At 46.0% G+C, this 21,058-nt stretch carries 21 protein-coding genes; 3 read left to right on the top strand and 18 right to left on the bottom strand.

Annotated features, from left to right (window positions below; all coding sequences use genetic code 11):
* Positions 1-88: 88 nt before the first annotated feature.
* Both groL and R7035_RS05335 read right to left on the bottom strand, forming a co-directional pair.
* Positions 89-1,687: a chaperonin GroEL gene (gene groL / locus R7035_RS05330; protein WP_053304624.1), complete on the bottom strand. Its 1,599-nt coding sequence runs from the start codon at positions 1,685-1,687 to the stop codon at positions 89-91.
* A 33-nt stretch (positions 1,688-1,720) separates the two neighbouring features.
* Positions 1,721-2,011 (bottom strand): co-chaperone GroES, encoded by a 291-nt coding sequence (locus R7035_RS05335; RefSeq protein ID WP_005373989.1) that lies wholly within the window; start codon positions 2,009-2,011, stop codon positions 1,721-1,723.
* Between the two features lie 267 nt (positions 2,012-2,278).
* Here R7035_RS05335 and R7035_RS05340 point away from each other — a divergent pair, with 267 nt between their 5' ends.
* Positions 2,279-2,629 carry a rhodanese-like domain-containing protein gene (locus R7035_RS05340; protein ID WP_025768015.1) on the top strand — a complete coding sequence of 117 codons (351 nt, stop codon included), beginning with the start codon at positions 2,279-2,281 and terminating at the stop codon, positions 2,627-2,629.
* 96 nt (positions 2,630-2,725) lie between these two features.
* On the opposite strand, the gene R7035_RS05345 is transcribed toward R7035_RS05340, so the two are convergent.
* From R7035_RS05345 to R7035_RS05360, 4 genes are all read right to left on the bottom strand, one after another.
* Entirely contained in the window at positions 2,726-3,124 is a 399-nt protein-coding gene (locus R7035_RS05345) for a GFA family protein (RefSeq protein ID WP_005373991.1), read from the bottom strand.
* Between the two features lie 251 nt (positions 3,125-3,375).
* Entirely contained in the window at positions 3,376-3,639 is a 264-nt protein-coding gene (locus R7035_RS05350) for a DUF3012 domain-containing protein (RefSeq protein WP_005373992.1), read from the bottom strand.
* 194 nt (positions 3,640-3,833) lie between these two features.
* Entirely contained in the window at positions 3,834-4,853 is a 1,020-nt protein-coding gene (gene fni, locus R7035_RS05355) for a type 2 isopentenyl-diphosphate Delta-isomerase (RefSeq protein WP_005373993.1), read from the bottom strand.
* Between the two features lie 238 nt (positions 4,854-5,091).
* Positions 5,092-6,891 carry a cation:proton antiporter gene (locus tag R7035_RS05360; RefSeq protein WP_005373994.1) on the bottom strand — a complete coding sequence of 600 codons (1,800 nt, stop codon included), beginning with the start codon at positions 6,889-6,891 and terminating at the stop codon, positions 5,092-5,094.
* Between the two features lie 440 nt (positions 6,892-7,331).
* On the opposite strand from R7035_RS05360, the gene R7035_RS05365 reads away from it, so the two are divergent.
* Positions 7,332-9,995, top strand: coding sequence for a DUF2339 domain-containing protein (locus R7035_RS05365; RefSeq protein WP_373417436.1), 2,664 nt, complete (start codon positions 7,332-7,334; stop codon positions 9,993-9,995).
* A gap of 88 nt (positions 9,996-10,083) precedes the next feature.
* Here the strand turns inward: R7035_RS05365 and R7035_RS05370 are convergent, their stop codons facing one another.
* Genes R7035_RS05370 through flgB form a run of 12 tightly spaced genes read right to left on the bottom strand, consistent with a single transcriptional unit; the run spans position 10,084 to position 20,074 of the window.
* Positions 10,084-11,124 carry a flagellin gene (locus R7035_RS05370; protein WP_136976308.1) on the bottom strand — a complete coding sequence of 347 codons (1,041 nt, stop codon included), beginning with the start codon at positions 11,122-11,124 and terminating at the stop codon, positions 10,084-10,086.
* An 18-nt stretch (positions 11,125-11,142) separates the two neighbouring features.
* On the bottom strand, positions 11,143-12,042 hold the full coding sequence (gene flgL / locus R7035_RS05375) for a flagellar hook-associated protein FlgL (RefSeq protein WP_005373998.1): 900 nt from the start codon (positions 12,040-12,042) through the stop codon (positions 11,143-11,145).
* Between the two features lie 13 nt (positions 12,043-12,055).
* Positions 12,056-13,429 (bottom strand): flagellar hook-associated protein FlgK, encoded by a 1,374-nt coding sequence (gene flgK, locus R7035_RS05380; protein ID WP_005374000.1) that lies wholly within the window; start codon positions 13,427-13,429, stop codon positions 12,056-12,058.
* On the bottom strand, positions 13,430-13,978 hold the full coding sequence (locus R7035_RS05385; RefSeq protein WP_005384422.1) for a rod-binding protein: 549 nt from the start codon (positions 13,976-13,978) through the stop codon (positions 13,430-13,432).
* Between the two features lie 10 nt (positions 13,979-13,988).
* A complete protein-coding gene (locus R7035_RS05390) occupies positions 13,989-15,125 on the bottom strand; it encodes a flagellar basal body P-ring protein FlgI (protein ID WP_086026720.1) in 1,137 nt (378 codons plus the stop codon).
* Complete coding sequence (gene flgH / locus R7035_RS05395) at positions 15,110-15,781, bottom strand: flagellar basal body L-ring protein FlgH (protein WP_017635111.1); 672 nt, start codon at positions 15,779-15,781, stop codon at positions 15,110-15,112. The genes R7035_RS05390 and flgH overlap by 16 nt, the downstream gene beginning before the upstream one ends.
* Before the next feature lie 32 nt (positions 15,782-15,813).
* The gene (gene flgG, locus R7035_RS05400; RefSeq protein WP_005374008.1) at positions 15,814-16,599 is read right to left on the bottom strand and encodes a flagellar basal-body rod protein FlgG; all 786 of its coding nucleotides are present in this window, start codon (positions 16,597-16,599) and stop codon (positions 15,814-15,816) included.
* A 24-nt stretch (positions 16,600-16,623) separates the two neighbouring features.
* A complete protein-coding gene (gene flgF / locus R7035_RS05405) occupies positions 16,624-17,355 on the bottom strand; it encodes a flagellar basal-body rod protein FlgF (RefSeq protein WP_005374009.1) in 732 nt (243 codons plus the stop codon).
* Positions 17,356-17,367: 12 nt separating this feature from the next.
* Positions 17,368-18,564 carry a flagellar hook protein FlgE gene (gene flgE / locus R7035_RS05410; RefSeq protein WP_017635110.1) on the bottom strand — a complete coding sequence of 399 codons (1,197 nt, stop codon included), beginning with the start codon at positions 18,562-18,564 and terminating at the stop codon, positions 17,368-17,370.
* A 27-nt stretch (positions 18,565-18,591) separates the two neighbouring features.
* Entirely contained in the window at positions 18,592-19,275 is a 684-nt protein-coding gene (gene flgD, locus R7035_RS05415; RefSeq protein ID WP_005384410.1) for a flagellar hook assembly protein FlgD, read from the bottom strand.
* Positions 19,275-19,709, bottom strand: coding sequence for a flagellar basal body rod protein FlgC (gene flgC / locus R7035_RS05420; protein ID WP_005374012.1), 435 nt, complete (start codon positions 19,707-19,709; stop codon positions 19,275-19,277). Before flgC ends, flgD begins: the two co-directional genes overlap by 1 nt.
* 2 nt (positions 19,710-19,711) lie before the next feature.
* Entirely contained in the window at positions 19,712-20,074 is a 363-nt protein-coding gene (flgB, locus tag R7035_RS05425; protein ID WP_005374013.1) for a flagellar basal body rod protein FlgB, read from the bottom strand.
* A gap of 77 nt (positions 20,075-20,151) precedes the next feature.
* Here flgB and flgA point away from each other — a divergent pair, with 77 nt between their 5' ends.
* A complete protein-coding gene (gene flgA, locus R7035_RS05430) occupies positions 20,152-20,949 on the top strand; it encodes a flagellar basal body P-ring formation chaperone FlgA (RefSeq protein ID WP_047102793.1) in 798 nt (265 codons plus the stop codon).
* The last annotated feature ends 109 nt before the right edge of the window (positions 20,950-21,058 follow it).

Genomic DNA, 21,058 nt, shown 5'->3' on the forward strand with positions numbered 1-21,058 from the left:
ACTGATTAGCGGGCTCAAGCGAGCCCGCTTAGGTTTTGCAATGTTATTGTTATTTTAACGCTTACTTAATCACTAACGATTGATGACGTTAGATATCAAGTTCTTTGTCTTCAACGTGGTTGGTGATCATCGCTTCAGTGGTGATCATCAAGCCAGCAACAGACGCTGCGAATTGAAGCGCTGAACGTGTTACTTTCGCAGGGTCCAAGATGCCCATTTCGATCATGTTGCCGTATTCACCTGTTGCAGCGTTGTAACCGTAATCGGAATCACCAGCTTTGACAGCGTTCGCCACAACAGAAGCTTCGTCACCTGCGTTAGTTGCGATTTGACGAAGAGGCTCTTCCATTGCACGTAGCGCAACTCGGATACCCACGTTTTGGTCATCATTGTCGCCTTTTAGATCCGCCAATTCTTTCGCGATCTTAGTTAGGGCAACACCACCACCAGCAACAATACCTTCTTCAACCGCTGCGCGAGTAGCGTGTAGCGCATCGTCCACGCGGTCTTTCTTCTCTTTCATCTCAACTTCGGTTGCAGCGCCGATCTTGATCACCGCTACGCCGCCAGATAGCTTCGCAACACGTTGTTGAAGCTTATCTTTGTCGTATTGAGAAGTGGTTGTTTCGATTTGTTTTTCAATCGAAGCCACACGATCAGCAATCGCGCTTGCTTCTGCTGCGCCACCCACAATGGTTGTTGTGTCTTTGGTGATGGTCACTTTCTTCGCACTACCTAGTTGCTCTAACGTTGCTTTTTCGAGCTCTAGGCCGATTTCTTCAGAGATGACCGTACCAGCAGTTAGTACCGCAATGTCTTCCATCATCGCTTTACGGTTGTCACCAAAGCCAGGCGCTTTCACCGCGGTCGCACGCACGATGCCGCGCATGTTGTTCACAACCAATGTCGCTAGCGCTTCACCTTCGATGTCTTCAGCAATGATCAATAGCGAGCGAGAAGATTTCGCCACTTCTTCTAGTACAGGCAATAGCTCGCGGATGCTGCTGACTTTTTTGTCCACCAATAGGATGTAAGGGTTGTCTAGCTCTACGCTGCCATTTTCTTGGTTAGTGATGAAGTATGGCGACAAGTAACCGCGGTCAAATTGCATACCTTCAACCACAGACAATTCGTTGTTTAGACCTTGGCCTTCTTCAACCGTAATCACGCCATTGCGACCCACTTTTTCCATCGCTTCTGCAATGATTTCACCGATCGCGCGATCGCTGTTTGCAGAAATGCTACCCACTTGGGTAATGGATTCTTTGTCGCTGCATGGCTTAGACATTTCACGTAGTTTCTCAACCGCCGCTTCAGTGGCTTTGTCGATACCACGTTTTAGGTCCATTGGGTTCATGCCAGAGGCTACCGCTTTAAGACCTTCATTGATGAAAGATTGCGCCAGTACGGTAGCCGTCGTTGTACCGTCCCCCGCTTCATCATTCGCTTTGGACGCCACTTGTTTCACCATTTGTGCGCCCATGTTTTCGAACTTATCTTTCAGTTCGATTTCTTTCGCTACAGACACGCCATCTTTGGTGATGGTTGGCGCGCCGTAAGATTTATCAAGCACAACGTTGCGGCCTTTCGGGCCTAGTGTCACTTTTACTGCGTCCGCCAGTAAGTTCACACCTTTCAGCATTTTTTGACGTGCGTCATTAGCAAATAATACGTCTTTTGCAGCCATGGTTATCTCCTCAAAAAACTACTACAAAAATAATTACTCAACGATTGCTAACACATCAGATTCGGACAGAATTAAGTATTCTGCGCCGTCAATTTTCTCGGTTTTCACGCCGTAACCGTCATTGAAAATGATTTGGTCGCCCACTTTGACTTCCATCGCAGCGCGTTCGCCATTTTCAAGACGTTTACCTAAACCAACAGCAATGACTTTCCCGCGGTTTGATTTTTTCACCGACTGAGAAGTTAAAACGATTCCCCCTTCAGATTTATTTTCCACCTCTTGTCTTTCAACAATTAGCTTGTCATTTAAAGGACGAATTTTCATTTTTAAGTGCCTCCTACTTGGAACCAAAAATAAAAGACAAAATAAACATCAAGATGGATTTGCGAGTCGACAGCTCGCTTTCGATGAAAATAATAAGGTCGAAAAATGAGAGTTCAAGAGGTGAATTTGATAAAAATTTTTTATTAAATTAAATAAAATTTTCTATCGAATTATCGCATTCACAACCACTTAGCATCTCTTTATGATAGAAAATGTGCTCAATCAAATCTAGAGTGGTTACGTACTCTTAAAAAGGATAATCAAACAATGAAAAAGGCCGTATCTCTATTTCTTGCAACGTTATGCGTTGGCTTCCTCTCACCCAACGTGTCAGCTTCTGAACGCGCTGAACAAGGTTGGCAATTGATTGACGAGGGCGCGATGATTGTCGATGTGCGCACGCCGCAAGAGTTTTCTGAAGGGCATTTGGATAATGCCGTCAACTTCCCTTTATCTGAACTTGATAAACATTTTCAAGACGTCGATAAAGATCAAGCTATCGTGTTGTACTGTCGCAGTGGTAACCGCTCTGGCAAAGCGTATCAATACTTACAATCGCAAGGCTTTACGAATCTGCACAATGCAGGTGGCTTTGAAGAACTACAAGACGCCAAATAGTCGTCTCCGTTCTAATATACAAAGTAAAAGCACAGAGCGCGTCGCAAGCGTATTGTAACGCGCTCTGTTTCTAAATACTTATCTACAACAACTCTACTATCTGGGCCCTGCATCAAATTGAGTCAGGTTATCCGATATCTCGATCCATGGCGCTTTCGATGCGACAAAAATATGGAAATCAGGCTTGTGAGAAGGTGTGTCATCCAAGATACCAAGGCGAATATTGACGATCCCATTGTTCTTTTTCGAATACAGGCTCGATCCGCAGTGGCGACAAAAGCATAGCATGGTATTTTCGCTTTTCTGATAAGTTTGAATATCTTCTTTCCCTTGGATAATAAGCAGTTTATCCAACGCAATACCACCGGCAGATGAATAGTCAGAACCTGTGAACTTGCGGCATTCAGAGCAATGGCAATTTCCCATGTACTTAAATTCATCTGCCACTTCCAACTTTACCTTGCCGCACAGACATGAGCCTTTTAGTACTTCCATTTGAATTCCTTTTTGTTATGAATTTAATTGAATTAGATGGCTATCTCGACACCATGCCATTGCAATACGAAAAATTAAAGACAGGCAATACAGGTTTTCAAAAATGAAACGAAAATGTAAAACTTTCCATTCAGAGGGAAGTGCGCTGACACGTGAAAAATAGAGCTATTTTAGATACAAAAACACCAAGCAATAACGCTTGGTGTTTACCTCACAGAATGTCGCCTCAGAAAAGGCGCTTTCCGCTGTGCTTAAAAAATGCAGTGTTTAGTAAAGCTGGTCGCTTCGTTTGCAGTCCAGTCACCTTTCGGCTTATCTTTCAGGTTTTCACACCATTGCTCGCTGCCGACACCATCTTGCAGAACACAATGCTTTGCAAAGTCTACCGCGTTGTCTGCTGTCCATTCTGTTTTTGGCTTATCGCGCATGTCGTTACACCAGCCTTCAGTGCCCACTTCATCACTACAAGCGGTCAAAGCAGAAGCCGCCAACATCAGCATGACTAGTTTTTTCATAAATTTAAGGTTCCAGTTGCAAACAATAGTAAAATTAAACTCAATCTCTTCAACACGTGCCCATTCAAGTGTCTGAATAAAGGCGTCACTAGCTGAAGTGACTTTTGTATCAACTATAACGAAATTATCAGTCTACGTGTTAAGACATCGAAAAATTATTGAGCGACTCTGTGTAAAGCGCGCCATTCTAAAAGCTATAGGCAGCGCGCTTTTGTTAGCTCACCAACCTTAAAAGAGCCAGTACCAAAGCACGTTAAACGCAGCTCTAATGCCATTTGTTCAAAGTGATCGACGACAGACTGCGTGCTGATCGTCGCAGCTTTTAATACCGCACCAGCTTGCCCAATGAGATTAGCCCCCAAATGAATGGCTTTCGCCGCTTCAAGTCCGTTATGAACACCTCCCGAGGCGATCAAGGGTAATGTAGGATGCAGTGCGCGGATTTGAGCCAAACATGTTGCTGTAGGGACACCCCAATCGCGGAAAAGCTCGGCTGCACGCTGCATTTTCGGATTATCTTGGCAATACCCTTCAACCGCACTCCAGCTTGTGCCACCCGCGCCCGCAACGTCAATTGCATCCACACCAGCATCAATTAATCGCTGCGCAACGTGTCCGCTAATACCAAAACCGACTTCTTTGATAATGATAGGAACCTTCACGCGAGATTTAAGCATCTCAATTGCCTGGAAAACACCAACCCAATTGTGGTCGCCATTTTTCTGAAACGCTTCCTGCATTGGATTAACGTGCACAAACAAGGCATCGGCTTGAATCGCCTCAACCGCACGTTGCGCATTATCGAGTTTACCTTTATCGAGCAATTGAGCGGCTCCAAGATTGGAATACAACGGTACTTCTTTCGCCAACTCACGAATGGTTTTACCCAAGCCCGAATGCTGACTTTCTTCTAAGCTAATCCGTTGCGAGCCCACACCCATGGCAATACCTAATTCACTTGCTGCTTCAGCTAAACGACAATTGATCGTTTCTGCGTCTTTTGCTCCGCCAGTCATCGAGCTAATCAAAAACGGTAGCGCTAATTGATGACCAAGAAACTCTGTCGATAAATCGATCGCGTGAAAGTCACATTCTGGCAGCGCACAGTGTTCAAACTCGACAGACTCAAAACCCGCCGTTTTATGCTTCATGCTCATATCATGATGTAAAACAGCATCTAGGTGTAAATCTTTTCGGTTAGTTTGCGGAGCCATAATGTCACCCTAAAGTAAAACAGTCGCGCAGTATTGCGATCCTTATCAGTAACGTCAATGCGAATTTTGTGAATTTGCCGGATTACTTTTCCGAAACGAGTAATGAATCTCGACTGCCCCTGACATTATAAGAAAAGAAACTCGCTTTCCGTTTTAAACAAGCCGGCAAGTTTCTCTTCAAATTGAGATAATCAGCGTACGATACCCATGATGAAAATGGATCACATTGCTCTGTAGTTTACTTTACGCTGTCCGACAGAATTAGCGACACAACAGTGCTTGTCGTCGTTGGTTCAAACTGTTCGGGATCATCACAGAATTGAATTTTTCCTTTTTCTTCTACATGGAACAGCGGTACAACTGAACTACCTTTGTGATGCGCTAAATAATCTTGATACGTGAAGTTATCGCTCAATTTCGTGTGTTTAACCTCTGCACCACGACTTAACATACTGGCTAGCTGGGTATAGCTTACATTGCCGCCCATCAGCAATTTACCATGGTACTCCTGAGCCACGGAGTGCTTCTCGCTGCCATTGCCGTTGGTTTTCACTTTTTGTAAGCAGTGAACTTTATCTTCCCCAAACTCGTCGACGAATTGCATGCAAGCCATAATGTTGAAATGCTGATCGGGCGTTAATGCAACCACTTGTCCAACTCCTATCAAGTTCAAGTTGTCGTCCGCGTGACTAGAAATAGGGTTGCCGTAATAGTAATCCAACCCCAACATACGAACCTGACTGATGTACTCCCAGTTTGAGTCAGTCATTAATACGCGGCGGTCATAACGCGCCAGCGCCTGCCCTATTTCTCTTGCTACTCGGTTAGCACCAATCAACAAGAAGCCGCGTGGTGCTGGCTCTGCAACGCCCAACGTCAGCGCTACAGGACGTGCCGTCGCACTTTGTAACACGACCGTTCCTATAATCACCATGAAGGTCATAGGGACCAGTAAAATCGCTTCATCAATGCCGTATTCGGTCAATTTGATCGCGAAAAGAGACGAAATCGAAGCAGCAACAATACCGCGCGGTGCAACCCAAGACAAAAACAGCTTATCTTTAAGACGCAAGTTGCTGCGGAAGGTTGAAAGAAAAATCGATAACGGACGCGACACTAACTGCATAAATACAAACAACAATAACGCACCGCTACCTAGCGCAGCAAAATCATCCAGACTGATTCGAGCCGCAAGGAAGATGAACAATCCGGTGATCAGTAAAATGGTTAAATGCTCTTTAAAGTGCAGAATTTGCTGAATATTGATGTCTTTAGCGTTTGCGAGCCACATACCCATTACGGTGACGGTTAGTAACCCAGCTTCAGACTCAATGTGGTTAGAGACCGAAAATACACCTAGAACCACCATCAAAACCGCAAATGGCTGCAAATATTCCGGTAGCCAAGAGCGACGCATGATCGTCGCAACTGCATAGCCTGAGGCCGCACCTAGCATGACACCGACAGCAATGATCGTCCCAAACACTTCGACGCTATTTATCGCGCTGTGAGATACGATAAACTCGTAAACCATCACAACAAAAAGCGCACCGAGCGGGTCAATCAAAATCCCTTCCCATCGCAAAATGTTAGCAAGCGTACTGTTAGGTCTTACGGTTCGTAGAAGTGGCACGATGACCGTCGGCCCTGTTACTACGGTTAAGCTGCCGAACAACATGGCAAGCTCCCAAGTAAAGCCGAGGAAATAGTGTGTTGCGATACTGGTCGCCGCCCACGAAATGATCGCCCCGATGGAAACAATGCTCCATACCGAACCACTCACGCCACGAATTTCTTTAAAATTTAAGGTCAAACTGCCTTCAAATAAAATCACTGCCACCGCCAAAGAGACCAACGGAAAGAGCAAATTACCTAATATCTCATCAGGATTTAACCACTGCATAAATGGCCCGACGATCAGCCCTGCCAACAACAAAAATAAAATCGCTGGCAAACGCAATCGCCAAGCTAACCATTGGCAACCTAAACCAATAACCCCAACCGCTGACAGCACCAGCGCTTCATTACCCACTTGCATCAATAATTACCTGTTTTTGTCTTTTTTCGCGTGAATGCGCTATACCCGAATACATTCAGCCTTACGGTCAAATAGAAACAACCGAACGTGCAAATCAAACGACTGACCTTCGATGACATCGCTACGAAACGCACATGTTTGAAGTCCTTTGGCGATCGCATCAGAACTATGAATATAGTTGACCCCCAATGACTTAACGACTCATTTTTGTTCATCAGGTCTTAAAGTGGCACACAAGTGTGCGACTTTGTCGAATTCATCATTACGCATTGAGTTTCATTATGTAGAATGATTTCTGAAGAAAGCGCGGAACCTAGCACTATATGAGGCTAAGGCATAGAGCATGAACTAAGCTTTAGCGTAAGTGCTCAAAGTTAAGAATCGTGGGTCACGCGACGTACGCAAGGAGAAATGGATTGTACGTAATACTAGCACTGTTCATGGCGTGTCTCGCCATCCTCATCGGAGTGAAAGCCGCCAACCGAGCTGCACTTTTAGAAAAAGAACTAACCAAACTTCGTGAGGAAGTCACATCACTACGAGCCAGTGTCCATGGGGGCTCAAACCCACAAGCGCACCAACAATCCAGCATCGAAAAAGACACACCATCTGTAGCGACGTCACCTCACATAGAATCACCACAGAAAAATGTCTCATCCTCTGGGGAGCATGATCCAGCTGCCAACCTAGACTTGGACCAGAGCGCTGCGAATCAAGGGTACGCCCAGACAAGAGAAGTGCAACTGGATGTTTTTAGTCAAGAAAATGAGTCATTCCTTCAGAGTAAAGTTCAGAGCCTGCTTAGCAACATTCAAGAAAATTGGTTGGTTTGGGTAGGCGCATTGGCCATGCTGATCGGTGGAGGTTATCTCGTACAGGTGATTGGTAGTCACATCCAGTTTTCGCCATTTATGCGAGTGTCCTTTGCCTTTGTGATCTCATTACTTATGGTGCTTGTTGGCGAGTGGTTTCACCGTAAAGAACAACAGAATCCGCAACGGGCAGCACGAGCCCAAGGCTTTACGTATGTTCCTGCTGCTGTTACCGGTACGGGATTAACGGGCATTTACTGCACCGTCATTTTTGCCTTTGTGGTTTATCAAATGCTAACGCCGAGTATCTCGTTGATCATCTTGGCTTCAGCGGCATTTTTCAGTTTAGCATTATCATTGCGACAAGGGCCGTTAATGGCCGTGCTTGGCTTAATTGGTGGCTACACAGCACCACTGTGGATTGGGGGTAATGAACCCAACTACTTTTTGTTAGCCGGATACATCTGCGCAATTTCGTTCGCGGCGACCTTATTGATGCAAAAAGTGCGTAGGTCATGGATTACGCCAAGTATCGCGATTCCACATGTCATTTGGATGTTGCTGTTGATTGAGAGTACACCAACAGAACTGTTGTTCTCGTGGCTCGCGATTTATCTCTCCATCACTTTGTATCTCATTTTCGCGGTTCCGAGAATGGGTTGGATGCTCAATCCTCGCTTTCGTCACTATCAAAGCAAGTGGACAAACTCGCCGACCGCTACCGCTCTCGCAACTGCTTTATTGACCTTTTCTGCCGTCACCAGAATGCCGGATCTGAACACTCTACAAATGGCGTACTGTTATACGCTGCTTGTTGCGATCATCTGGCTACCAGCACTTCGTACAGGCTGGTCATTACGTGTATTTTTGCCATCCATTCTCGTCTCAGCAACCGCGCTGATTGTTCTTACCATCGCTTTTAATGCGCTGTATATGTTAGAGCGAGAAGCTAGCATCCTATTCGCATTGGCGGTGAGTATTGCGCTGATCTGCTATCGAACATATTGCCAATCACTTAGTGACCGTTCGCAACTCAGTGGGCTGCTTCTGCTGGTACTGGCTCCCGCGATGAGCTTAATTACGTTGTTTTATATTGACGAATTTATGCAAGGCTACCTGTGGTATTGGACTGCATTCTGCGCATTGATGGCCACTTACTACGTTGTGCTTGGTCAGCGTGCACGTTCGTTGGCATTAGAATGCTCTGCCGTTATGCATGCTTTAATCGTAGGTATCGCTTTTGTTTGGTTGAGTGATACTTGGTTAACAACAGCAATCTCAATACAAGTTGCGATAATGGCCTTACAGGCTCAAGTCGGGTTATTTCGACCTGCGAGTTGGGCGATTAAAGTGGCAATGGGAATACTGGTTATCCGACTCACGCTGCTACCTTTCATACCCGAATGGCAACCGGTAGAAGCTGGGCATTGGGCTTGGGTTCTGGTGAGTTATCTGCCTTCTCTCTTCATCTTGTCTTATGCTCGTTCAACACTAAAACAAGTGGACCGAGAACTGACCAACTGGTTTGAAGGGGCGTTTTTACATGTATTCTTAATGGCATTGTTCACCCAAACTAACTACTGGTTAACGGGGCAATATGGTTACTTGGGGAACATCAACTTCACAAGTGCGGCAGTCTTTGCCAATCAAGCATTAGTTATGGGTTTGGTATACAGCTACCGCAGCCAATTTGCGCAACGCTTAAGCCGTATCTACGAAATCTATAGTTACTTGCTTTGGTGCGCGTTCGCTATATTGATTATTTTGCTTAATACGGCAGAATCGCCGTTGGTGACTGATAACGTCTCGGCACAAGCACTTCCCATCTTTAACATGCTGAGTATCGGCTGGCTGTTACCAGCTTGCATCCTGCTTATCGCAACCTTTAAACGCTGGAATACGTTGCAAGTTCATCGATTTGCGATTGCTAGTCTAGGCTTTTTACTTGCAGCCATTTGGTTGGGGATGTCTATCCGTCAATTCTGGCAAACCACATCGATGATGCTGTATCAGCCAACCAGCATGGCAGAGTTGTTCAGTTATTCAGTGGCTGGCTTGCTCGTAGGTGGATTGCTGACTTGGCGCGGCGTGACCCAACAGGGGCTGATGATGCAGCGTGTCGGTCTAGTGGTCCTTGCCGGTGTCGCACTGAAAGTATTCTTATGGGATGTGAGCTCTCTGGATGGGTTCTGGCGAGCAATAAGCTTCTTAGGCTTAGGTGCATCTTTGATAGCACTTGGATGGCTATTCCAGAAATTGAATCGTTCGGTGGCAAAAGCACTCGAGCCCTAGACGAGTCAAAGAGAGATTCCCGACAGTGCGCTGTTTTCGTTATTGGGGGACGATAACAGTGTAAAGCCGGGAATCATTGGAGTGTTCGTTACTTCAGTAAAGCGACCACGGTATGACGACGCACGTTTGCTTGCGCATTCAATGCCTGAAAAGTCGAAGTAAACTCGCCAGACTTTTGCATGAATCCATCCAGTTTTGCATTCACCTCATTGACTGAAAGCTGTGCGGTTTTGGTTTGGATAGAACGCATTTGAGTATTCAGTTCACCATGAAAAGCTTTCGCCTCCTGCAAGCTCGTTTGAACTTGTTTCAGATGCTGATTTACTTTGGCAATCGTCTGCTTGATGCCGTCGCGTGAGCCTAGATCAAACCCGAGCTCCGCAATACCATCTGGCTCAGACTTTAAGTTCAAAACGTTAGGCTGTCCCGCAGGGAATCGGTGCCCTTCCCCCGTTACCATCACCTTTTGCTGCATTTGTTGATAAGCGTTGTCTCTGGCTTCAAATAAAATGCTGCCATCATCGGCTAATGAGGCTCGCATTCCTAACGCAATCAAGCTGCGATCCAGCATTTTGACCGTTCGCTCACCGTCTGATTGTCCATCAAACTGAATCATCACCGCTTGACCTTGAGGAAAATCCAAACGGATTTGCTCGGCCTTGTCGCTTAAGCGATGAACATTCAAACCTGGAATAGAAAAGCGACGAATATCCGCTTTATCCAGTTTTAAGTGCAGTTCGTTATTTAGGACTTTCTGGCCATCGAAACGTGCTTGCTCAACGACTTTTTGGATGGTGGCTTTAGAGCGAACCAATGTATCCTGCAAACCAGGAACATTTTGTACGCCTTGATTAACAGCTTGCGTCAAACCACGTTTAATTTGCGTGAGCTCTTTGCCAATCACCTGCAGCGATTTGGACGCGATCTGAACCGCCGTGGCTTGCTGCTGACCCTGCGTAAGCTGAATACCAGATACAGAGTAGGCTGACGCAGTGTCAGCCTGAATTTGCGCCGGGCGCGGTTTAATTGCCGTACTTGAGTCTGCAGAACGGGTCGGCATGATAGAGGCTTGTTCTTGTCCACCTAAGCGTATGCTATGGGGTCTAACCTCTACTGTACTCATTACCATAAAAAGAACTTCCTAACCTTATAAACGGTCAAACAGCGACAAACCATCGATCTTCACATAGCTTGCTTGCGTTGCTTGCAAAGCGGCCATGTAATTACTCAATCGTACCGACGCTTCACCATAGTCCAGAGCAGAGAGGTCTCCAGATACTTTGTCAACGAACAGCTTGTTTTCACTGTGCGCGCCACCAACAAGATCTAAGTTGTTGTGTCGACCACCAATCTCAGTCATGGTCCCTAGTACGTTTGAAAAAGTATCGTCGATAGCGCTGATACTCGCCTCAACTTCAGCTCTGAAGTTGGCGGTAGGGCTCTCAAACTCTTTGATCAGCGCATCAATTTGGTTAAGCACGTTATGGCCTCCCCCAAGGTCCAATATTTCTTTTGCAGTCATATTGGAATCCATCGTGACACCTTTAGCAATTGTTACTACGCGCTTGTCACTATTACCTTCAATTACGTAGCTGCCGCTCGCTTTACTTACAGCCGCAGTATCCGTTTTAGTACCAGAGAAAAGGTAGTGCCCTTCTTCATCCTGCGCGTTAAAAGACGACTCAATAGAGTCACGGTAACTCTTAAGCTCTGTAATCATACCGCCACGACTTTCGTCAGTAAGAGAGCCGTTCGCACCCCAAAGCGCGATGTCTCGCATGCTTTTTAAGCTTTCTTTGATCGAATCTAAATGGGTTTCTTGACTCGATAGCGTCGTTTTTACGTTTTCAATGTTGTTTTTGTACTGAGCAATCGCACTGGTTTCTCGGTCTAAGTTAAGCAACTTGATCGAAGCCATTGGATCGTCAGACAGCTTGGTCAAGCGCTTGCCAGTAGACATCTGTTGCAGAGCTTCGCCTAATCCCGCGCTATTGCTCTGCAAGCTGTGCAACATCATTTGACTAAATTGATTGTCACTAATTCGCATCTAAACTTTCCTCTTAGAATAACTGCAGAATAGAATCGAGCAGTTGATTTGCTGTGCTGATCACTTTCATGTTGGCATTGTGCGCATTAGCAAACATCATTAGGTTAGCCGCTTCTTCATCGCTGTTTACGGAACTAACATTATCGCGAGCTGCGTGCGCTTGCTTGTTCATGGCTAACTTCGCTTGATAATCAGCATTAGCTTGGCGTGCTTTAATTGCGGTTTGACCCACCATTGAACTAAAGGCATCGTTCAAGCTTACTGAGCCGTAACCTGATACCGCCACTGGCTTGTTGCTTAACTCGATCAATGATTGCAACGCATCTGCGTTACCAGGTGTTCCATCACTTGAGAACGCAAGCTCATCTGGAGTTAGCTTGGTAATATCCAAACTGGCTGCAGGGTTTGCTGGGTCATAGCTGAACAAAGGTTTACCTGGGTTGCCATTTAAGTCTTTGCCAGTCGCAAGCACGGCGTTGTATTCATCCGCGAGAGCTTTCGCCATGTCATTCAGAGCCAATTGGTTTGGTTTCAACACTTCGGTTTGATAGTCATTAATCGCACCTAATTTGCCACCAAGCGAGTCACCAATCGCAAAACTTTGATTCGAGAACGTGACGTGTAAGTCCGCCAAGTAAGGATCACTCGGGTCAGGAATGGCTTCCAGTTTGCCATGGTCCGTACCCATCACAAGCGGTTGACCAGAGGTTAGTGTGACCTGAACACTGCCGTCATGCTGCTGTGTTGTTTTGATTTCAATGGTTTGAGATAACTCACCGATTAACCTATCTCGTTCATCCATTAACTGTGATGGGTTACCACCTGTACCTTGCATCTCTACCAGTTGCTTGTTCACCTTCGCGATATTTTCCATAAGGCTATTCGCGTGGTTAAGCGCTGCATTACGTTGATCGCTCATGTCTTTATGTTGATTGTATAAAGATTCGGTAAGCGTATTAAAACGGCGGGCCAAAGCTTCAGATTCGTTAATGATCTGCTGGCGGTAAGGTATGGATTCCGGCTTAACGGTCGCATCGTTAAGCGCAGCGTTTAGCGAGTCCAAGCCAGCCGATATACTGAAACCATCGGCACCAAGCGTATTCTCCAGCTGACTCATGTTACTGGTGTATCCAGATGCGTATGCCGCCATACTGTTAGTCGACCACGTTTGCTTAATCAGAAATTGATCAGTAACGCGGCGAATGCTAGTGACTTCTACCCCTAAACCTGGACTTAAGCGATTGGCTTTACCATCATCGACAGACGCCATCAACGCTTGTTGACGACTGTAACCCACGGTATTCACGTTTGCCACGTTTTGCGCGGTTACGTCTAGGGCCACACGGTTCGCGCCTAAACCTGAAAGGGCAATATTAACTAGGTTCATTTACAGCTCCATTTTTCTGATCAACGGCTGAGAAAACGCGGTAGTCATACCGGCCTCACCGAATACCTGTTTAACAGAGGCGACGGCTTGAGAAGCGGTATTAAATAGGCTTGAATTCTTCTCCACCTCTTTAGAATCTACTTGTGAGATAGATTCAGAATTCGAACCTTTACCATCGTTAGCGGATGAGATGTTGCGCGCAGCATCGAAAGCAACCTCACGCATAGACGGGCTCAGCTGCTGGATGAGCATATTGGCAATGCCTGAGCTCTGTTTCTTTGCTAGTTCCATCGCCAGCTGACCGTCATACATATCACGGAATACCCCTTGTTGCTGACTGGCAAACGGGCTGTCTTTATCAGCAAGAGCGTCACTACTGCTACGCATTTGGCGTAACACCATTTGTAGGAACATTGCCTCAAATTGACCTGCGACGACTTCAAGTGCGCCTTCTTGATCACGACTATGCTTGATGTTAGCCAATGCACTGTTGTCGTGATAAAGCATCGAATTTAACTGAGTTTGTTCATTGGTACTGTCTAGCTTCATCCTTAACTCCTTATATCACGACCAATTCAGCGTTCAATGCACCCGCTTCACTCAAAGCTTGCAGGATAGACATCAAGTCTGTAGGCGTGGCACCTAAACTATTTACCGCATTAACTATGGTGTTAAGTTCCGTGCCTGGAGGCCAAATCACCATCTGAGCGAGATCTTCATTCACATCAAGATCCGTTTGGTTAACGACTTTCGTATCGCCATTTGCAAACGCATTAGGCTGACTAACTTGTTGTGATTCAGAAATTCGCACGGTTAAGTTACCGTGACTTACTGCTGCTTCACTCACTTTGACACTCTTACCGATCACCACGGTGCCAGTGCGAGAGTTAAAGACAATACGAGCAGGTTTACGGCCTTCAACAACGCTCATTTCTTCAAGCATCGACATCATGACGACACGCTGCTGTGTATCTTTTGGTGCACGCATATCAATGCGCGCTTTATTGATCGCAACTGCAACGTTAGGTCCAAAAGTGTTGTTAATTTCACGCGCAATATTTTTTGCTGTAGTGAAGCTAGGCTTGCGCAGGTTTAGGGTGATTTCATCACGTTGATTGAAATCGGTTTTGATTTCTCTCTCTAAAGTCGCACCATTCGGAACGCGACCCGCCGTTGGTGTGTTTACTTCTACTTTGGAGCCACTTCGCCCCTCTGCAGATAAGCCCCCCACAACCACGTTACCTTGCGCAATCGCGTACACTTCGCCATCAATACCACGTAAAGGCGTTAGCAATAACGTACCACCGCGAAGGCTCTTTGCATCACCGATTGAAGACACAACCACATCCAACGTTTGTCCTGGGCCTGCCATTGGATCAACGGACGCTGTCACACTCACAGAAGCCACATTTCGTAGCTTAGGGTTCATACTGTCATCAATTTGAACCCCAAACTGACGTAGCATATTGGTAATAGATTGAGAGGTAAATTTCACTTGGTTTCGGTCACCTTGGCCGGCTAAGCCAACCACCAAACCATAACCAACCAGTTGGTTTTCTCGAATGCCGCGAACATCGACCAAGTCCATGATCGGAATTTCCGCTTCAGCACGTGAAGTGCCTGGTAGTCCCAAGGTCAACACCAATAGGAGAGACATAAAGAAAGATTGCATTGTCTTCATTAGAAAGGTACCCATGGGCTGTTGAAGAACTGAGTTAGCCACCCGGCTGCGTTGCTGTCAGCTAGCGCTCCGCGACCTGCGTAGGTAATTCTTGCATCAGCAATTCGTTGAGAAGAAACTTGGTTACTGCGGTTAATATCATCCACACGGACGATACCGGTTAGACGAATAAACTCGTCGCCTTGATTCAGACGAAGCCATTTTTCACCGCTGATACGCAATACGCCATTAGGTAATACTTCGTGTACCGTTACCGTAATGGCACCTTGAAGCTTATTGCCTTGTGAACTTGATGCACTGCCATCGAAGTTACGTTTGCCATCCACGCTAACCCCTAACTCATCGATAGTTTTCGTGCCTATGGTCGGCGCCACAAAGTTAATTGCTGAACTTTTACCGAACTTAGTACCCGCATTTTTACTCGATGAGGTTTCTTCTGATAGTTGAACCGTTAATACATCGCCAACTCGGTAAGCACGACGATCCTGGAACAGGGTCATCGTGTATTGGTGACGATAAAGGCTACCAGATTGGGTTTCCGGCAGCGTGTAATCGAGCGTTGGTGGTGCATATTCCTCAGCATTCGGCTCAGGCGGAATAAATTCCTGACGGCCAGCACATCCCACCAGCAACACGGCGGCTACTGCCCAACTCTTAGAAAGCCATTTCATTGCTTTTTCCTTCATCATCACCAATTTCATACTTACATTGATTGCGAAACAAACTTCAGCATGTCATCTGCAGCAGAGACCACTTTCGCATTCATCTCATACGCACGTTGAGTGGTGATCATGTCGACCATCTCTTCTACTACTTGTACGTTTGACCCTTCCAGTGCACCTTGCTTGATAATGCCGGCACCATCAGCTCCTGCAATCAGCTCATCAGCTGGACCGCTAGCTTCCGTTTCACGGAATAAGTTGCCACCCATGGCCTCTAAGCCGGCTGGATTGATGAATTTTGCAAGTGTAATTTGACCAAGCTGCTGAGGTGTTGGATCGTCTGCTGTTGTTGTAGTCACGGTGCCATCAACACCCACAGAGAAAGAGACCGCATTGTCAGGGATCTGGATTTGAGGCTCTAAAGGCAGGCCCTGACTGTTCACCATTAAGCCTTCTGAGTTTCGATGGAACTGACCATTACGTGTATACATGATCTGTCCGTCCGAGTTTTCTATTTGGAAGAAACCCTGACCCATTACAGCAAGATCCAACTCTTGCGTTGTGTTTTGGGTATTACCTTGCGTGAACACTTTTTGTGTGCCAACAACGCGAACACCGCTACCTAGCTGAATACCACTTGGTAGTTCGTTAACTTGGTCTACTTGAGCGCCTGGTTGACGCTGAATGCTGTAGAAAAGGTCTTCAAATACGACTCGGTCACGCTTAAAGCCAACCGTGTTTACGTTTGCTAGGTTGTTAGAAATGGCAGTCATCTTCGTGTCTTGCGCTGCCATGCCTGTTTTACTTACCCATAATGCTGAATGCATTTTTTACTCCTTGCGGGGCGAGACTTAGCTCGCCGCCATTAATTTGTTACCAGCTTTTGCTAGAGTTTCCGCCGTTTTCATCATGCGAACTTGCATTTCAAAGTTGCGCGTCAGCGACATCACACTAACCAATTCATCAATAGCAGATACGTTACTGCCCTCAATGTGCTCAGGAGAGAGTTGCACGGTTTCATCTGCCGCGAATGGCACGCCATCTACGCTGTGCAGCAAGCTATCGCTCTCTTTTTGCAGTTGATTAATTTCCGGTTTAACCAACTTCAAAGTGCCTGCCACAATTTCTGCACCGCCACCTGGTGGGATCACTGAGACTTGACCACGCTCGCTGATTTCAATCTTTTGATAATCCGGCACAACCAAAGGACCATTGTCACCGAGGACAGGGAACCCATTGATTGTTAGAGCGCCAAAAGTATCGACCTGAATATTGCCTGCACGGGTGTAAGCTTCGTTACCCGCTGGGGTTTCTACAGAGAGATACCCCTCACCCATAACCGCAACGTCCAACGGACGTCCTGTTTTCACAATATCGCCAGCGTCGAAACGTGTTGAGGCAGAGTTGGTCACAACCATAGTGCGACCATCAAAACCTGGGCCTTGCATCTCTACACTACGCACACGCTCCATATCCGCTCGAAAACCCGCAGTATCAGCATTTGATAAGTTGTTTGAACGAACGTGCTGCGCTTTAAGAACTCGGCTGGCACCCGACGTTGCCGTAAATAACAAACTATCCATGCAAAACTCCCATTACACCGCGTTAAACAAAGCTTGAGTAAGCTTGTCGCTGGTAGAAATTGTCTTTGCGTTTGCTTGGTAGTTGCGTTGTGCAGTCATTAGAGCAACAAGCTCGCTGGTTAAGTCAACGTTAGAACCTTCTAATGCACCCGGAGTTAGGTCACCCATCGTACCTGAACCCGGAACACCCATAATTGGAGCACCTGAGCTAAAGCTTTGAGTCCATGATGTTCCACTCACTTTCGCTAAGCCTTGTGTGTTTGCAAAATCAGCAAGAACAACCTGACCTTGTAGCTGTGATTGGCCGTTAGTGTAAGTCGCGTAAACCATGCCGTTACCTTCAACGCGTACACCTGCAAGTTCACCTGATGTGTACCCGTTAGGACTATTAGTACTTACGCCAAAAGCTGCACCAAATTGCGTGCTGCCTTTCAGGTTAATGTCTACACTCATCGCGTTCGCGCCTGCTGCAGGGAATGAAACATTAAACGGCGCAGTTGGTGTTGAAAGCGAGCCATCTTTACCAAACGTTACAGGCACAGTTGCTACTGGCGTCGTACCGCCATCTACTTGAACGTTCACTTCCCACGAGTTAGAAGCAGTCTTAGTAAAGTACTGAGTTACCGTGTGCGAGTTACCCAATGAGTCGTAGACTTTTGTTGTGTAAGACGAGTTAAATGAGCTTGGATCTTTTGGATTGAATGGCGTTACGGCTTTATCAATAACAGACGCGCTTGCGTCGAAGTTCGCAACAAAATCTAAGCTGTCTGTTGCTTTAGCATTCAGTGAGGAAGTCGATACCTGAATATTACCCACAGAACCTGTCATTAGGTTGTTGTTGCTATCGACACTGTAACCTTGAAGCTTTGCACCGCTGTTAGCCGTAACAAAGTTGTTCTTATCCGTTGAGAACACACCTGAACGTGTGTACAACATTTGACCCATATTATCTTTAGTAACAAAAAAGCCACCGCCATTAATAGCTAGGTCCATCGCACGGCCAGTTCCTGTGATACTGCCGTCTTTGTCGAAGTTCTGTGAAATTGACGCGACTTCCACACCACCAGGTTGCATGCCGTTGTATACAGCGGAGAATTCTGTGCGCCCACCTTTAAAACCATACGTTGATGCGTTGGCAATGTTGTGGCTGATTGTGTTTAGCTCTGTGTTGGTCGCGTCCAGACCACTTAGTGCGATGTTAAAACTCATAAATAGACCTCTGATTTCCGTATTTGGTTAAGCACCAAACTGAGTGATTTGATAGAAAGGAACGTTGCCAACGCCATGGACATTGACTAATGCTGCGCCACCGGTATTAGGAATGCGCACTTGCTCAACAGTGCCTGCCATCAGCACATTTGGACTTGCTTGCCCTTCTTGCACTTCTACGGCCACTGAGTATTTGCCTGGTTTAAGACCAAGTTCTTCAGGATTAATTGAAAAGTCGACGTCACCTTTGCCGTGAGCACCTAGTGGCACTTTAGTTGATTGACCAAATTCATCTTTAACAACTAACGTGACTTGGTTTGAGCTATGAGCGAGTTCGATTTTTCCGTTTTGTACGTCTTCACCAAGCTGAAATTCATCCGCGTTGACGTAAACCGTTTGCCCAACAAGGCCCGCTGTTGATAGCACTTGCATGTTGTCCAGTAACACCATGCTCTGTTGCATTGTCTTAGACATATTCTCGGTACTTTGTACCTGCGAGAACTGAGCCAATTGACCAACGTATTCCGTACCATCAAGGGGGTTAAGTGGGTCTTGGTTTTGAATTTGAGCCACCATCAAAGAAATAAACTCATTCTCCAATGAAGAAGCACTGTTCATGTCTTTAGGGTTTGGTGAGATACCGTTGCTGTCTTTTGCTTTTGTATTTACTGGAGCGTCAGACGATAAAGGGGTGTATTGTGCAATACTCATTAGCTACCCTGCCCTAATCTAAGCAGACCTTGCTGCATACTTTTTACATTGGCTAATACTTCAACATTCGTTTCGAAGCTGCGTGTTGCGGACATCATGTCTGCCATTTCAGCAACTACATCAATATCTGGGTAAAACACATAACCTTCATCATTAGCCAGTGGGTTGTTCGGCTCAAAACGCTTCTCTGCATCTCCAGCATTTTTAACAACGTCAACAATGCGAACTTCTGCATTGGGATAAGCTCCATTTTCTGTTGTCATTTGCGTTTTTTGGTACACAGTCGCAAATACTGGCTTAAGCGCTTTATAAGCATCTTCTGGATTTGCAGATACTGCATCTGCGTTTGCTAAGTTACTGGCTACCGTATTCAGACGCACAGTTTGTGCTGTCATCGCGGAACCAGTGATCGAGTAAATATCAGTGAATGACATAATTAACGTCCCTCAATCGCTTTCGCTAAGCCATTAAATTTCATGTTGAGAAACGTCAGGCTAGTTTGAAAGTCCATGTTGTTTTGCGTGAATTTTGCTTGTTCAACACCAAGCTCTACGGTGTTGCCATTTTTGCTATTCTGGTAAGGCACCGAGTATTGGGCCTGAACCTGGAACTTTGGCACCGGTTTGTTCACACCACCTGCCGTTACTTGGTTCATTACGGTGGTGAAACTTAGGTCTTTCGCCAAATACCCAGGGGTGTCAACATTTGCTAGGTTACTGGCGAGGACTTTGGTACGCTGAACGCGAAAATTAAGTGCCTCTGGATGTACTCCTAAAGCATTTTCAAATGTGATCGCCATGCATCTTCCTTACAGTTGGCTCGAATACGCCAACATACAAACAAGATACGTGCCATAAAAAATAGCCATATATATCAATGATTTACAAACAAGGATGGAAGCCAAACTTCCGGTTCTCGGAAAGCATTAAAAACAAGAGGAAAGTGTCCACTTCCTCAACAATAATGCTGACGTTACTCGCTTTGACATCAGAACAAGCATTCGCCAACACCAATGACAAAACCCTAAGCGTTGAAGAGATAAGGTCCGTTGTAGCAACTGATTTCGAACAAGAGGTGGATCGCGTAGCGCTCTCCAATCAGTGGGGGGAGTACAAACTAGACTTCGACATGTGGGTGCCCGGTTCAGCCAATCACTTGCCAGAATGTGAATCTCCTTTAGTTATCACAGGTCGTGACAACAACACGTTGCCAGTCGGTAACCTCAAGCGCTCAGTCAGCTGCGACAATATCGCATCACCATGGCGAATTAACGTTACGATAAAGTCTTCGCTGACTCTGCCTGTTTTGGTCGCGACAACCACGGTTGGCCGAAATGAAGTCGTAACGGCTAAACACATAAAGCTTGAAACCCGAACCATCTCTCGCCAAGACGATTTTTATACTCGCCCCGAGCAAGCAGTAGGCTTAGAAACCTCTCGTCGTTTGCGGGCTGGACAAGTGGTTAATCCATCCAATTTGTCGGCCCCACCTCTAATCGAGAAAGGCAATGAAGTCATAGTCATTGCGAGCAAAAATGGATTTAGTGCCAGCACAAAAGGAGTCGCCTTAGAAGATGGAGCGAAAGGGCAACAAATTGACGTGGAAAACCCAAGTTCGGGCAAGGTCATAAGAGCAGTCGTAACTGGATTAAACCAGGTTCATACTCAATTTTGATTTTTTGACTCGAGGTAACATTTTTTAATTTTGGCTCTCGTCAGTAACACTGAACTTCGAGTACAAAAAAAATATTTAATGTTTATCACATTCTAACCGCCTACTTAAT

It is taken from the genome of Vibrio sp. 1731, from assembly GCF_033339955.1.
GTDB lineage: Bacteria > Pseudomonadota > Gammaproteobacteria > Enterobacterales > Vibrionaceae > Vibrio > Vibrio alginolyticus.

Bases quoted from the DNA above. Each gene is read 5' to 3' on its own strand.
- groL (WP_053304624.1), bottom strand. From the start codon at position 1,687: ATGGCTGCAAAAGACGTATTATTTGCTAATGACGCACGTCAAAAAATG.
- R7035_RS05335 (WP_005373989.1), bottom strand. From the start codon at position 2,011: ATGAAAATTCGTCCTTTAAATGACAAGCTAATTGTTGAAAGACAAGAG.
- R7035_RS05340 (WP_025768015.1), top strand. From the start codon at position 2,279: ATGAAAAAGGCCGTATCTCTATTTCTTGCAACGTTATGCGTTGGCTTC.
- R7035_RS05345 (WP_005373991.1), bottom strand. From the start codon at position 3,124: ATGGAAGTACTAAAAGGCTCATGTCTGTGCGGCAAGGTAAAGTTGGAA.
- R7035_RS05350 (WP_005373992.1), bottom strand. From the start codon at position 3,639: ATGAAAAAACTAGTCATGCTGATGTTGGCGGCTTCTGCTTTGACCGCT.
- fni (WP_005373993.1), bottom strand. From the start codon at position 4,853: ATGGCTCCGCAAACTAACCGAAAAGATTTACACCTAGATGCTGTTTTA.
- R7035_RS05360 (WP_005373994.1), bottom strand. From the start codon at position 6,891: ATGCAAGTGGGTAATGAAGCGCTGGTGCTGTCAGCGGTTGGGGTTATT.
- R7035_RS05365 (WP_373417436.1), top strand. From the start codon at position 7,332: ATGGCGTGTCTCGCCATCCTCATCGGAGTGAAAGCCGCCAACCGAGCT.
- R7035_RS05370 (WP_136976308.1), bottom strand. From the start codon at position 11,124: ATGGTAATGAGTACAGTAGAGGTTAGACCCCATAGCATACGCTTAGGT.
- flgL (WP_005373998.1), bottom strand. From the start codon at position 12,042: ATGCGAATTAGTGACAATCAATTTAGTCAAATGATGTTGCACAGCTTG.
- flgK (WP_005374000.1), bottom strand. From the start codon at position 13,429: ATGAACCTAGTTAATATTGCCCTTTCAGGTTTAGGCGCGAACCGTGTG.
- R7035_RS05385 (WP_005384422.1), bottom strand. From the start codon at position 13,978: ATGAAGCTAGACAGTACCAATGAACAAACTCAGTTAAATTCGATGCTT.
- R7035_RS05390 (WP_086026720.1), bottom strand. From the start codon at position 15,125: ATGGGTACCTTTCTAATGAAGACAATGCAATCTTTCTTTATGTCTCTC.
- flgH (WP_017635111.1), bottom strand. From the start codon at position 15,781: ATGAAATGGCTTTCTAAGAGTTGGGCAGTAGCCGCCGTGTTGCTGGTG.
- flgG (WP_005374008.1), bottom strand. From the start codon at position 16,599: ATGCATTCAGCATTATGGGTAAGTAAAACAGGCATGGCAGCGCAAGAC.
- flgF (WP_005374009.1), bottom strand. From the start codon at position 17,355: ATGGATAGTTTGTTATTTACGGCAACGTCGGGTGCCAGCCGAGTTCTT.
- flgE (WP_017635110.1), bottom strand. From the start codon at position 18,564: ATGAGTTTTAACATCGCACTAAGTGGTCTGGACGCGACCAACACAGAG.
- flgD (WP_005384410.1), bottom strand. From the start codon at position 19,275: ATGAGTATTGCACAATACACCCCTTTATCGTCTGACGCTCCAGTAAAT.
- flgC (WP_005374012.1), bottom strand. From the start codon at position 19,709: ATGTCATTCACTGATATTTACTCGATCACTGGTTCCGCGATGACAGCA.
- flgB (WP_005374013.1), bottom strand. From the start codon at position 20,074: ATGGCGATCACATTTGAAAATGCTTTAGGAGTACATCCAGAGGCACTT.
- flgA (WP_047102793.1), top strand. From the start codon at position 20,152: ATGATTTACAAACAAGGATGGAAGCCAAACTTCCGGTTCTCGGAAAGC.